At 39.9% G+C, this 13,426-nt stretch carries 9 protein-coding genes; 4 read left to right on the top strand and 5 right to left on the bottom strand.

All coding sequences use genetic code 11. The annotated features are described in order from the left end of the window. Positions 1-12 precede the first annotated feature (12 nt). Entirely contained in the window at positions 13-1,785 is a 1,773-nt protein-coding gene (locus I6J03_RS11410; RefSeq protein ID WP_232279843.1) for a DUF1800 domain-containing protein, read from the bottom strand. A gap of 348 nt (positions 1,786-2,133) precedes the next feature. On the opposite strand from I6J03_RS11410, the gene I6J03_RS11405 reads away from it, so the two are divergent. Then, the gene (locus I6J03_RS11405) at positions 2,134-3,666 is read left to right on the top strand and encodes an amidohydrolase (protein WP_236586186.1); all 1,533 of its coding nucleotides are present in this window, start codon (positions 2,134-2,136) and stop codon (positions 3,664-3,666) included. Between the two features lie 57 nt (positions 3,667-3,723). Here I6J03_RS11405 and I6J03_RS11400 read toward each other — a convergent pair whose 3' ends face one another. From I6J03_RS11400 to I6J03_RS11390, 3 genes are all read right to left on the bottom strand, one after another. Beyond that, the gene (locus I6J03_RS11400; RefSeq protein ID WP_003011511.1) at positions 3,724-4,173 is read right to left on the bottom strand and encodes a hypothetical protein; all 450 of its coding nucleotides are present in this window, start codon (positions 4,171-4,173) and stop codon (positions 3,724-3,726) included. An 89-nt stretch (positions 4,174-4,262) separates the two neighbouring features. Beyond that, positions 4,263-5,492 carry a hypothetical protein gene (locus I6J03_RS11395; protein WP_003011512.1) on the bottom strand — a complete coding sequence of 410 codons (1,230 nt, stop codon included), beginning with the start codon at positions 5,490-5,492 and terminating at the stop codon, positions 4,263-4,265. A gap of 45 nt (positions 5,493-5,537) precedes the next feature. Then, positions 5,538-6,182, bottom strand: coding sequence for a peptidylprolyl isomerase (locus tag I6J03_RS11390; RefSeq protein ID WP_003011513.1), 645 nt, complete (start codon positions 6,180-6,182; stop codon positions 5,538-5,540). Positions 6,183-6,347: 165 nt separating this feature from the next. On the opposite strand from I6J03_RS11390, the gene I6J03_RS11385 reads away from it, so the two are divergent. Both I6J03_RS11385 and I6J03_RS11380 read left to right on the top strand, forming a co-directional pair. Next, positions 6,348-7,247 carry a GLPGLI family protein gene (locus I6J03_RS11385; RefSeq protein ID WP_201693680.1) on the top strand — a complete coding sequence of 300 codons (900 nt, stop codon included), beginning with the start codon at positions 6,348-6,350 and terminating at the stop codon, positions 7,245-7,247. Further along, positions 7,248-9,914: a peptidase associated/transthyretin-like domain-containing protein gene (locus I6J03_RS11380; RefSeq protein WP_003011515.1), complete on the top strand. Its 2,667-nt coding sequence runs from the start codon at positions 7,248-7,250 to the stop codon at positions 9,912-9,914. An 85-nt stretch (positions 9,915-9,999) separates the two neighbouring features. Here I6J03_RS11380 and lipA read toward each other — a convergent pair whose 3' ends face one another. Then, positions 10,000-10,881 carry a lipoyl synthase gene (gene lipA, locus I6J03_RS11375; protein ID WP_003000906.1) on the bottom strand — a complete coding sequence of 294 codons (882 nt, stop codon included), beginning with the start codon at positions 10,879-10,881 and terminating at the stop codon, positions 10,000-10,002. 158 nt (positions 10,882-11,039) lie between these two features. Here lipA and I6J03_RS11370 point away from each other — a divergent pair, with 158 nt between their 5' ends. Continuing rightward, positions 11,040-13,295, top strand: a complete 2,256-nt coding sequence (locus I6J03_RS11370; protein ID WP_201693679.1) for a glycoside hydrolase family 20 protein — start codon at positions 11,040-11,042, stop codon at positions 13,293-13,295. Positions 13,296-13,426: the final 131 nt, after the last annotated feature.

Below are 13,426 nucleotides of genomic sequence, written 5' to 3'. Positions count from 1 at the left end.
TCTTTTATCTTATTACCGCCGCTGAAACTCCGGAGAACCTATAATAAGTCCTACAATCTGTGCCAGCATAGCATTGGTCTGATTCTTATTCTTTGTACTTATCTTCTGTACCTGTGCAGGATCATCCTGCATCATGCCTTTATCTCTGTTTTTCTGCGAGGCTGCTGATACTTTCTCCTGCAGATCCTGCTGTGTCAGTAAAGGTGTCAGTCTCTTTTTCAGCGCATCCATATCTGCATCCGGCAAAAGCTTCCGGCCAAATACTTCCAGTGCCTGTTCGGCACTTTCAGGTTCTCTACCTTCTGTGACCCGCATCAGATCAACTTCTACTCCCGAATTATTTTCTGAAGTAAAAGATAGTCCGAAATTCATCCTGTTCAATAAAGACCCTGTATTGATCCAATAGTCCGATTTGTCCGGAAAACCTGTAGGAGCGATATAATGATACTTCTGCTCCCCCATCCGGGTTACCCAGTTATTAAGTTTGATAGGATTGTTCACATCTGCATCCAGGCCTCTGACCGCACTGATTGCTAACTCAAAAGGTGTTTTTATTTTTTGATCAATCGTTTTCTTATCCCAAAATTCGGGAGAATACACCATCATCGTCAATACAGCTGAAATATCGCCGTTATTTTTCAGAAAAGCATCCTTCATACGGTTTACCAATACCGGAGAAGGATTATCGGATACAAACCGAACAGCAAGTTTATGAACGATAAATTCTGCTGTCTGTGGTTTTGACGCCAGCATTTTTAATAATTCCACTCCTTCTTCATACCCCTTATTGCTAAAGGTATGGGCTAATACGGTTTTTGTTCCTTTATCGTGGCGGTTAGCCAAAAACAAAAAATCACCCTCCGTTACATTATTCTTATTGTTAGCGATATTCTCCTTCTGTACATTTCCATAGCCTTGCATCGGATAGATTGTCCAGCCTGTGAGAACACGAGCCGCTTCTGTCACATCTTTTTGCGTATATCCTCCGTCTACACCCAATGTATGCAGTTCCATCAGTTCACGTGCATAATTTTCATTTAGTCCCTTTTTTCCCTTGCTTTTGGGGTTATCGGCAACACTTGAAAAATTGTCCAGATACATCAGCATAGCCGGGGCTTTAGCTGTTGCCAGAAGCAGATCCTGAAAATCTCCTAAGGCATTGGGTCTGATGACATAAGCCTCATAATTGGGTATAAACGGAGCCGCCTGCCCTTTAGTAAAAGATACATTAAAGTGATTAAACCAGAAATCGGTCATTACTTCACGAAGCTGATTCTGACTATATACAGCTCGTACTATTTTAGAAGCCAGAAACTGACGATTTAATTCGTTTTCAGGTCTGTAACCTTTTACTTCCATAAATTTTCGAATCGCCTCTTTATAATACTGCTTGCTGTTATCAATGGAATCCTTTGAAATAAAACCTTCCTTGACAGCTTGTCTTCGGACGCGGGCTGAGCGCGGATAGAGGGAATCAATCGCACGATTGCTTAATAATACATCTGCATAATTATCCATTAGATTATTCAGCCGATCGTCCTTTATATTGCCCTCAAGCTGTTGTCTAAACCATTTTTCCAATCCCTGCTTTTCTACTTTTTCGATCTGTTGCTGATCAAAACCATAGGTAAAACGGCTAAGCAGATGTACAATGGCCTCCTTTTCAGTGAGTCCTTTTTGTTTATACGGAAAACTGCCTTTGACTTTCACTTCCTGACTGTAACTTCCGGGAAGAAAAGAAAGAGAAATAAACAGAACTACAGCAATTCTTATCATAACTTTCATAGGAGGCATTTTTAACTGTATAAATTTACAACTTGATCCTTGCATTTATATATTAAGAAATCATTAAAGGCCAACCGGTTATACAGACACCGGTGCTTATCATAGACAACGTTTTTTCGAAAAGGTTTAGTGTGCTTTGATAGTATATCTTTAAAAAGAAAACACTTTTAATTGAAATAAAACAAAATTCACATCGTATTGTATCCCAATGATTTGTATTTTAGTGTGATCAATCCTTATGATATGCGGAGCATTTACCTTTATTGTGTCTTTAGTTTATTCCTTCTATTCGCTTGCAAACCGACCAAACAGGTCGATCTGATTGTATACAATGCCCGAGTCTACACCGTGGATTCAGCATTTACGGTTGCAGAAGCTTTTGCCGTAAAAGACGGCAAGTTTGTGTCAATAGGATCAGGTACAGCTATCCGGCAGCAGTATACGACAAAAGAAGAGATTAATGCAAACGGCAAAGCCATTTATCCCGGATTTTACGATGCACATGCTCACTTTTTCCTACTCGGTGAATTATTGGATCAGGTAGATCTGATGGGTAGTAAATCATTTGAGGAAGTAATAACCCGTCTACAGGCTTATCATAAAGCACGCCCCGAAAAAAAATGGATTATCGGAGGAGGATGGGATCAAAATCTTTGGAAGGATAAGAAATTTCCAACGAAAGAACTGTTAGATAAAGCGTTTCCAGATATCCCGGTATACCTTTCCCGCGTAGATTATCATGCTGCTGTAGTTAACTCTCAGGCACTTCGTATTGCAAAAGTCAACGATGTACGTACTATCGAAGGAGGACTTATAGGCGGAGAAAACGGAATTCCGAATGGTATACTAGTCGACAATGCCATGGACCTGGTCAGTCATCAGATTCCGGAAGCGGAAGAATCTGCTATTCTTCGAACACTGAAGGTCGCTCAGGATTCACTCCTGTCTGTAGGGCTGACTACTATTGTCGATGCCGGGCTCTCGCATATCCAATTAGAAATGCTGAAGAATTTCTACAAGAGGGATGAATTAAAAATCAGAGACTATGCTATGGTAGCCACCAATCCGGAGAATGTAAGTCACTATCTGAAAGAAGGCATATATGATGCAGATAGGCTCACAATCCGTTCTTTTAAGCTATTGGCAGACGGAGCGTTAGGATCCAGAGGAGCCTGTCTTCTGGCACATTACCATGACGCTCCGACAAAAGGATTTCTGCTACATAGTCCTTCGGCATTTGATACCGTGATCCGGCAATTGGCAAACAGTCCTTTTCAGGTCAATACACATGCTATCGGAGATTCGGCTAACCGGATTATATTAGATACTTACGGAAAATATTTAAAAGACAATATCAACCGCCGCTGGCGCATAGAGCATGCACAGATCATTGCACCTGGTGATTTTCACAAATTCAGACAATTCCATATTATTCCATCGGTACAGCCCACTCATGCTACCTCAGATATGTACTGGGCCAAGGATCGTTTAGGAGAGGAAAGGCTCAAAGGAGCATACGCTTACAAAAATCTCTTGGAAGAGTACGGCATGCTGGCTTTGGGAAGTGATTTCCCTGTTGAACATTTTAATCCGCTTTATGGATTTCATGCTGCTGTAGCACGAGTGGATGCTCAAGGATTTCCGCAGGGAGGATTTCAAATGGAAAATGCCATCAGCCGTGAACAGGCCTTACGTGGTATGACCATATGGGCTGCTTATTCCTGCTTTCAGGAAAAACAACGGGGAAGTATAGAAAAAGGAAAAGATGCTGATTTTGTTATTCTGGATAAAGATATTATGCAGATTCCTAATCAGGAACTCAGAGGCACAAAGATTATACGGACTGTGATTGCAGGCGAGAGCGTATTCATGCGGAAATAGCTATTCATAAAAAAATACGGCATCATCAGATGCCGTATTTTCCAATATTATATCAGCCTATTTTTGGCTGATATATGTTTTGTTTCCATTACTATTGATGTAGTATTTACCTCCTTTAGGACCTACATACACCTGATGACCATTATATTTTTCACCGCTCAATTTATCTGTTGAGGAAGCTGTTTCCTTTTTAGCGGCTGCTACTTCTTTTTTAGCTTTTGTGGTAGCCTTCTTCGTTGTAGACTCTTCCGCTTTTACGGCCTTCGTCTTTTCTTTTGCCGGTTCTTTCTTTGCTGTTTCGGTCACCTTTTTTGCGGCTTCCTTTTCCTTTGTTGCTGTCTGTTTTGTTTTTTCTTTTGATTTATCTGAAGCAGATTTTATCTTTTGCTCAGATTTTTTTACCGCTTTCTCAGGGGTAGTCTGTTGTGCCTGACTTGCTGCAATTCCAAACACTGAAACCATAGCAGCAACGGCTGCCATTTTTTTGAAATAATTTGAGAGATTCATAACTCTAATTTTTAAGAATTAAACTGAAATAATCCGGTCAAAACAAATGCCACACACAGATCCCCGACCTCTGAAAAACAGGCAATTAACTAAACTTTAACATTAGATTCTTTGTATTGCCTTTTTGGAATAAAAGAAAAAATAAAAAGTAGTAAAACAGCGACACAAAGCACAATGCTGGCACCAAACAGAAGGAAAGGATAATAAGGAACCAATGGCCAGCCCATATAGATACATACGCCCTGCAAAAGCAATAATATTTCTGTCAAAAGGAAGCCAATAATAAGCAGATAGCTTGAAAAGCTGACAACAAATGAAGAAACATTAATCCAGCCAGATCTCATTGCAAATAGCAGCAGACTTCCGCTGATAGTTCCCAGCATCAACAGGTGTATAAAAGCGATAACCAGATGTCTTATATAATGTACAGCCTCCATCATAGAGGGATACAACAGTACAAAAGGGATCAGTATTTTTATTAACAGAGTCAATAGACTGTACATAAACAGAATACGCTCTGTCCTTGAATATATTTTAAAGACGCCACGCACCTGCGAATGTACCGAACGATAAAGCATTACAGAAGCAGCGAGTTGGGCTAACAATCCAACGACATGCAGCACATACAATAGCGGATTTTTGAGATACCAGCTCAGTGGCAAAGCAAAGGTGAGCACGACAGACAGGAGTAGCAGTATATAAAAAACACGCCAATCCTTTGCTGAAAACTGTATCCTGAAGAAGTAAAAAGCAATGGCCAGTATTGCGATCACAAACCATCCGTTAAATTGAAAGTGTAGAAAAAACTGTATTGCGATATGGAAGAATGCTGAAGTATTTCCCATTAATCCAACAGCTGGTCCCAGACACCATACCCCGATGGTAGAGATCAGCATAAAACCCAGTGCCGTCTTCAACAAAGCAGATCCGGTATTACGTTCTTTTTTCCGAAATTTCCAGATCAGGTACACAAATATATAACTGCAAAGCAAGTGTAAAGTAGAAAAAATGATAGAACAGGCAGCATATCCCTGGATAGGAAAGAATATAAACATCCCGATAACCGCAATCTGAGATACAATGAACAGTATATTGAAGTATTTTTCAGACTGTTTGCTTTGTTCAGCAAAACAATCATAAATCAATGCAGCCAATGCAATATAAATCCACCCCAGCATAGCACCATGAGAATGTCCATGTAAAAGAAACTTAAAATTGATATTGCCAATCGGATAGAGCCCGGCATAACGCAACAGCAGGCCCATACATGCGGCAATTGCAAAATTAAAAAGACTAATCTGAAACCATTTTCCGGGCATGGACACAGGTAAATACTTTAGCGACTAATAAATTCATTATAACTGTTATTCGATTACAGTAAGGGAAAATGTAACTTTATCTACAGGCAAATCGGCAGAAGAGGTTTTTGCCTTACTGATCTTCATAATCACATCCAGACCTTCATATATTTCACCAAATACTGTATAATCATGATCGAGTCTCGGCTGTCCACCATTTTTGAGGTATTCTTCCCGTTGTTCTTTGCTATATACAATCCCCTTTTTCTTCTCCAATGCATCAAGATCCTGAACAGTTACTTTTTTGCCCACAACAAAATAGAGCTGATTCAGAAAAGAAGATTTGGTAGGATTATTGTCCCGGCCTGCTCCCAATGCACCTATTTTATGAAATGCACGTGTATCAAATTCAGGAGCAAGACGAACAGGTGGTTTTGAAGGAGATTTAGCTTCTTCTGAAAGAATATCTTCGTCAAGCTCTCCGCCCTGCACAACAAAATCTGAAATTACACGATTAAACTGTGCGTTTGTATAGACTCCGCTTTGTATAGCATCAAGGAGAAGTTGCTGGTGATGTGCTGTATAATCATATAACAATACCTTAAAATCTCCGTAGTTTGTATGCACCAATATCTTTTTGGACTGTGCCTGACTGATGGTGAAGAAACAAAGAGATATAAATAGAGCAAAGCTTATTTTAAATTTTATCATGGAGCTTGTTTATTAATTCATTCAAATATATCCAACATCTGCAGACTATCCAATAGCAACCCAATGCTTACTCCTACAGATACTTCCTGAACAACAAAAAGAAGAAATTCAAAATAATTTCTTAATTACGATAATTTCGTATATTTACGATATAAATGTAATATTATGAAAAAATCATATTTATTTTTGATCGGGTTATTCCTATTAAGCTCTGCCCATGCACAGCAGACAGAACCTGCGCTAGCAAAAGCGCATTATCTTTTTAAATACGTCAATGACACCAGCAACCGGGAACAATTTCGGCGGGATGAAATGGTATTATATCTGGGCAAGAATTCGAGTTACTTTACCTCTTATTCTTCAAACCGGGCACAGGAAGATATAAAAAAACAAATGGACAATCCTGCATTTGACGGTAATCTGAAAATTGTAAGGAATACCTCTCCGACACAGGAATCTTACTATTGCCGTCCTCATGAGCACAAGCTCACAGAGCTTAAGGATGTCGCCGGTGACAAATTTCTGGTGGATACACAATGGCCCGAACTGGATTGGAATATAGGGGAAGAAACACGGGAGATAGGCGGTTACAAGACTCAGAAAGCGCATACTAATTACAAAGGCAGAAACTATACAGCCTGGTTCACAACGGAATTACCATTTCCATTCGGACCCTGGAAATTACAGGGATTGCCCGGGCTTATTCTGGAAGCTTATGACGATAAAAAGGAAGTCATATTTGAATATTCAGGCTTTGACAAACTGGACAACGGTCTCTTAAATGTAGAGTTACCGGCAAATGCTGTTAAATCAAATCTCAAAGAAATTAAGAAAATTCAGGACGCCTTTCACGCTAATCCACAAGCTTATATACAGGCCAAACAGGCACAAAGACAAAATGCTGCAGGTGTAAGTGTATCAGGCAACAGTATTACGGTGTCGTCCACTAGCGCCAAAGCATCCGGAGAAATGGACATGTCAAAAATAAAAAGTGTAAATGTGCAGCAGGACGATAATTATAAACCTTCTAAAATCACAAACAATCCTATCGAATTGATTCCGTAAATGAAAAAACTCATTCTTTTACTATTTCTATGGTTACTTCGTACAGGATGTTCGGCGCAGCAATATAAGGTGTCGGGAACAGTTACAGATGCAAACAGCAAACAAAAAATCCCGTATGCAAGCGTCAATCTGCTATCTGGAGAAAATAAGATAATCGCTTTTAAATCAACAAATGCAGAAGGCAATTTTACGATCATAACGACCCGGCCTACGGAAGAGTTAATCATGGAAATAAATCACCTGGGTTATGAAAAGTTCAGACAGCAGCTCCATAAAGGAGCTGCTGACCTAATCGTTACCCTTATTCCCAAAATACATTTACTGGAAGATGTGGAAGTCAGGAGCCGGCCACAAATCAGAAAATTAGGAGATACACTTTCCTATAATGTAGAATCTTTTGCGAAAGAAGAGGACCGGTCTATCGGAGATGTAATCAAACGAATACCGGGAATGGAAGTCAGTGAATCGGGGCAGATCAAATATCAGGGAAAGGCCATCTCCAACTTTTACATAGATGGCGATGATCTGCTGGATGACAGATATGCAATCGGGACACGCACCATTCCTTATAAAATGGTACAGGATATTCAGGTTCTCAATAATCATGAGCATCTGAAAGTATTAAAAAACAAACGGTTTACAGATCAGGTTGCCATAAATCTGTTGATAAAGGATGACGCCAGACTCAAACTAACCGGACAGGCTAAACTTGGGGGAGGATTTCCCAAACAGTACGATTCCGAGTTGAACAGTATTCTGTTTAATAAGAAATATAAAATGCTGAATGTACTCAACGGTAATAATACCGGAAAAGATCTTACAGGAGATCTGGTCGGGTATAATCAGGCATCCATATTTTCAAAACTCGGAAATTCCAGTGTCAACAATTTATTGTCTCTTGGCACAATAGGTCCTCCACCGATATCCAAACAGCAGTATTACTTTAATAATACCGGAGCATTAAATACCAATAATCTGTTTAATCTGAAAAATGATCTGCAGCTCAAATCAAACATTCAGGCTTTATATGATAAAGAAAGAAGATCTTTCAGAGGGCAGACTGTATATTATTCAGAAACCGGGACAGCATCTTTTGATGAGTCACAACATACAGAGACCGAAAAATTTATGAGTGCTATACGGCTTACACTCAGTAAAAATATAGAGAAAAAGTATATCAACAATACCCTGTCCTTTGAATATGAAAAACAGAATGGTATTGCTGCATTACTAAGTAATGCACAATCTATAGATCAGAAGCGGCAGCATACTATACGGGGAATTTCCAATCAGCTGAGTTTTGTTCCGGAATTTAAAAATAAGCATATAATAGAGCTCAACTGGTCGTTTAGTTATGGTAATAAACCGCAGTTTCTGAATATACAACCGGGAATATTTCCGGATATATTAAATTCAGATCAAAGTTACAGTGCTACTCACCAAAAAGTCGAAGTCCCAACACTCTATAATACATTATCAGCAGGCTATCGGATCTCTAAATCTAAGATCCGGCAACTTTATGAAGCCGGAATTTCCAATGACAGGCAACACCTTCGTTCTGATCTTTTGCTCCGCCAAACAGAAACTGATGCCCTGCAATCCGGAGGACAGCCGGGCAATGATATGACATGGCTTCGCAACAAATTTTATGTCAATGCCCAATATGAATGGAAACAAAATCGATTTGAAACCATGCTTTCTCTCCCCCTTGCCTATCAGATCACCTCTTTTTCTGATCCGGGATTTGATCTTAAGAAAAACAGAAACGATGTGTTATTTAATCCTGTTTTTAAATTCAAAATGAAAGTAATGCAGGAAGATGAGATCAGCCTAAATTACAACTTCAGCAATTCTTTTGGCGGGATTACAAATGTATATCGGGGTTTGCTGGTCCGGAATTACCGGATGCTGAGTCAGAATCAATCCGAAATCAATGAAAGTCAGGGGCATAATATCGGATTGAATTACAACTTTAACAGGATTACAAAAATACTGTTTGTCAATGCCGGACTTAATTATAGTCAATCGGTATCCAATACCATTATTTCCTCAAGGGTCAGTAATAATATTACGGAAGAAATACTGGTACCTATGGACAATAAAATCCTTGCATACTCGGGTTATGTTGGATTTGATAAATACTTATTTCGCTTAGCAAGTACCGTCAAGCTCAAAGTATCATGGAATCTTTCTGATTATAATCAGCTTTTTAATGATGCACTTTTACCATTCCGGAATACCAGTTATGTGATTCAGCCTGGATTCGAAGCTAAGATATGGAAGAATTACAACCTGTCTTACTCCGGTACGATTAACTGGAATATCAGCAGACAAAGAGAGGCAGAAGATGGTTTCGACAGACAGGTTACCGGAATTACACAAGTGATAGGATTTCCTGTTCACCCTTTTAAAAATACCTACTTACGATTCAGTATGCGACACTATTACACTCATCAACCTTTGATGAGAGACATCAATTATACATTTGTAGATTTCTTTGCACGTTACCGCATTCAAAAATGGAAAACAGACCTGGAATTGGATATGAGTAATCTGGCTAACATCAAAACGTTTCAAACCTATACGGTATCATCCAATATGTTATCCGATAACAGGTATGATCTGCGCGGTCGTATGGCGATAGTCAAAGTATTGTTCAATCTGTAGGAAGACTTTTATGGTCTTGTATTAAAAATAAAATACCCTCTCGGATTAAGGAGAGGGTATATTCTTATATTTACAGATCAGGATCTTATTGCATATCAAATAAATGCTTTTCAGCATGGTATGATGAACGCACTAATGGTCCAGATTCTACGTATTTGAATCCCATTTTCAATCCGATCTCTTTGTATTTATCAAATTGTGCCGGAGTAATCCAATCGATAACCGGGTGATGTGCTTTTGTAGGTTGCAGGTATTGCCCCAGAGTAAGGATGTGAACACCTACATCATACAGATCCTGCATAGCTTCGATTACATCTTCTTCAGTCTCTCCCAGTCCCAGCATGATACCTGATTTAGTCCGTAGACCTGCCTCAGAGATTCGTCTCAGACATTCCAGCGAACGATCATATTTAGCCTGTATACGCACTTCTCTTGTCAGCCTGCGTACAGTTTCCAGATTATGAGAGACAACCTCAGGACGTACAGCAAGTACACGGTCCAGATTGTCCCACTGTCCTTTGAAATCAGGAATTAAAGTTTCAAGTGTTGTTTCAGGACTTTCTCTGCGAATCGCATTGATTGTTTCAGCCCAGATTGTTGAACCTCCATCTTTCAGATCATCACGGTCTACAGAAGTAATAACACAATGTTTTACCTGCATAAGCTTTACCGAATCTGCTACACGATTAGGTTCATCCAGATCTGCCGGCAACGGTCGGCCCGTAGCCACAGCACAGAAAGAACATGATCGGGTACAGATGTTTCCCAAAATCATAAAGGTCGCCGTACCGGCTCCCCAACATTCACCCATATTAGGACAGTTACCACTTTCGCAGATCGTATGTAGTTTATGCTCATCAACAAGACTTCGTACATGTCTGTATTCTTTGCCTACAGGCAATTTTACACGTAACCAATCTGGTCTTCTCTGCGTCGGGGTTACCGGAATAACTGGAAGTTCAATCATAGCACAAAGTTAAGGAATATTCGGATAAATCAGAGATTTCAAATTGTTTGAATAATATCATAAAACAATTAGTCCCTTTTACAGTTAATTATTTATGCGCAAAGTCGCTTTTTAGAACCTAATTTAAGATATTTGTAACAAAAAACGCTATCACTGACATGTTTCGAATTATCCTTAATACACTTCTTTTATTCTTTTTATTGCCCCTGACAGGTTTAGCTCAAAACAAAACGCTGAACATTATTCCCAAACCCAATCGAATTACATATCATGTAGGCAGCTATACTATTCCGGAGCAACCTATTATATATGTATCTCCTGAATTTGAGGAAGTCGCAGGTTTATTAACCGAGCATCCTTCAATAAAAGGATTTACCATAGAAAAAATCAAAAAAATTAAGAAAACTCCTGAAAACGGAATCAGACTGATTCCCGGATTCAGTACAGATCAGATCGGGGACAACAGTTATCACATCGATATTGATAACAATGGAATTGTTCTGAAGGCCAAGACTCCTGCGATGATGATAAATGCCATCTACACCCTGATTCAAATGTCCTACCTTCAGGATCAACCCGAAATATTACCTGCCGTAGAGATCGAAGATAGTCCGCGGTTTGGATACAGAGGAATAATGCTTGATGTTTCACGTCATTTTATGCCGTTTGCATCTTTGAAGAAATTTGTAGATGTGATGGCCATTTATAAATTTAACCGCCTCCACTGGCATCTTACAGATGGAGCAGGCTGGAGATTAGAGATTCATAAGTATCCTGAATTGACACAAAAAGCGGCCTGGCGTACTCATTCCAGCTGGAAAGAATGGTGGAATAACGGCCGTCAGTATGTAGAACAAGGGACGCCTAATGCCAGCGGAGGGTATTATACACAGGATCAGGCTCGTGAACTGGTAGCTTATGCTGCCCGTAAAGGCATTACTATTATTCCGGAAATCGAAATGCCGGGGCACTCAGAAGAGGTTCTGGCGGTATTCCCGCAACTTTCATGTTCCGGCAAGCCATACACACAAGGAGAATTCTGTATAGGAAACGAAGAAACATTCACCTTCCTCAAAAATGTACTCGACGAAGTTATACAGATATTTCCGTCGACCTATATACACATCGGTGGTGATGAAGCGGCTAAAGAGCATTGGAAAAACTGCCCGAAAGATCAGGCACTCATGAAAAAAGAGGGATTAAAGAATGAGGAAGAACTTCAAAGTTATGCCATCAGACAGATGGATCAGTATCTGCAGTCGAAAGGCCGAAAGCTATTAGGATGGGATGAGATTCTGGAAGGAGGATTGAGCGAAGGGGCAACAGTAATGAGCTGGCGTGGAGAGGACGGAGGTATAAAAGCAGCAAATGCCGGTCATGATGTCATCATGACTCCGGGCGGTTACCTGTACTTCGACAGTTATCAGACAGACCCACGTACACAGCCTGAAGCGATTGGTGGTTACCTGCCCATAGAAAAAGTCTACTCCTATGACCCGGTCCCCACAACGATCAGCAGCGATAAAGCAAAACATGTATTAGGTGCGCAAGCCAATCTGTGGGCGGAGTACATGCCTACTTATCAGCATGTAGAATATATGGCATTTCCAAGAGCGCTGGCTCTTTCGGAAATTGTCTGGTCCAAAAAAGAAGATAAAAACTGGGAAGACTTCAAAGCAAGACTACAAAATCATTATAAAATTCTGCAACAACTGGAAGTAAACTATTATCGTCCTTCCTACAATGTGAGGTTTGATGTACAATTTAACGACAAAAGGTACAGTAATCTGATCAGCATCAATACCGAACAGACCAATCCGGACATACATTATACGATCGACGGTTCGGTACCTACTGCCCATTCTACAACGTATACCCAGCCGATAGATCTTACGATACCAACAACACTCACAGCAGCCATGTTTATCGATTCTGTTCGAGTAGGGCCTGTACAGAGTATAGAGGTAGATGTACATAAAGCAATTGGAAAAACCGTTATTTATCAAAATAGCTGGGATGGCTATCCGGCTCAGAAAGAACTCACACTAACCAACGGTAGAAAAGGAGGATTAAGCTATGGCGACGGAGAGTGGCAGGGTTTTACAAAAGATCTGGACATTACCGTAGATTTTGAACGAAGAGAGGAAATCAAAAGCGTAGCCATGAATTTTATGCAGGTTCCGGGACCGGGTGTCTATTTCCCTGGAGAATTTACGGTACTTATTTCTGATAACGGAAAAACTTTCCGGGAGATTGGAACCGTCAAAAATGATGTGGGAACGGATGATCCGAAGCTGAAATTTAAAAAATTTGAATTGAAATTGCCCAAAAGCCAGGCGGCCAGATTTGTCCGGATAAAAGCCACTAACAGTATGAAAGGCTATCTTTTTACAGACGAAGTACTTATATATTAGATACAAAAAAGGATGGAAATAAATTTCCATCCTTTTTTGTATTTTGTATCAGGGAGTTAAACTTGAAAATAAATGAACTTTTTTAAAATATAAAATGTAACTTTGCACTCCGACAAAGCAGTCGGAATACT

Origin of the sequence: Sphingobacterium spiritivorum, assembly GCF_016724845.1 — a bacterium.
Classification (GTDB): domain Bacteria; phylum Bacteroidota; class Bacteroidia; order Sphingobacteriales; family Sphingobacteriaceae; genus Sphingobacterium; species Sphingobacterium spiritivorum_A.
Note: the sequence above shows the minus strand (reverse complement) of the source record. Positions and strands in the feature narration are given on the sequence as shown.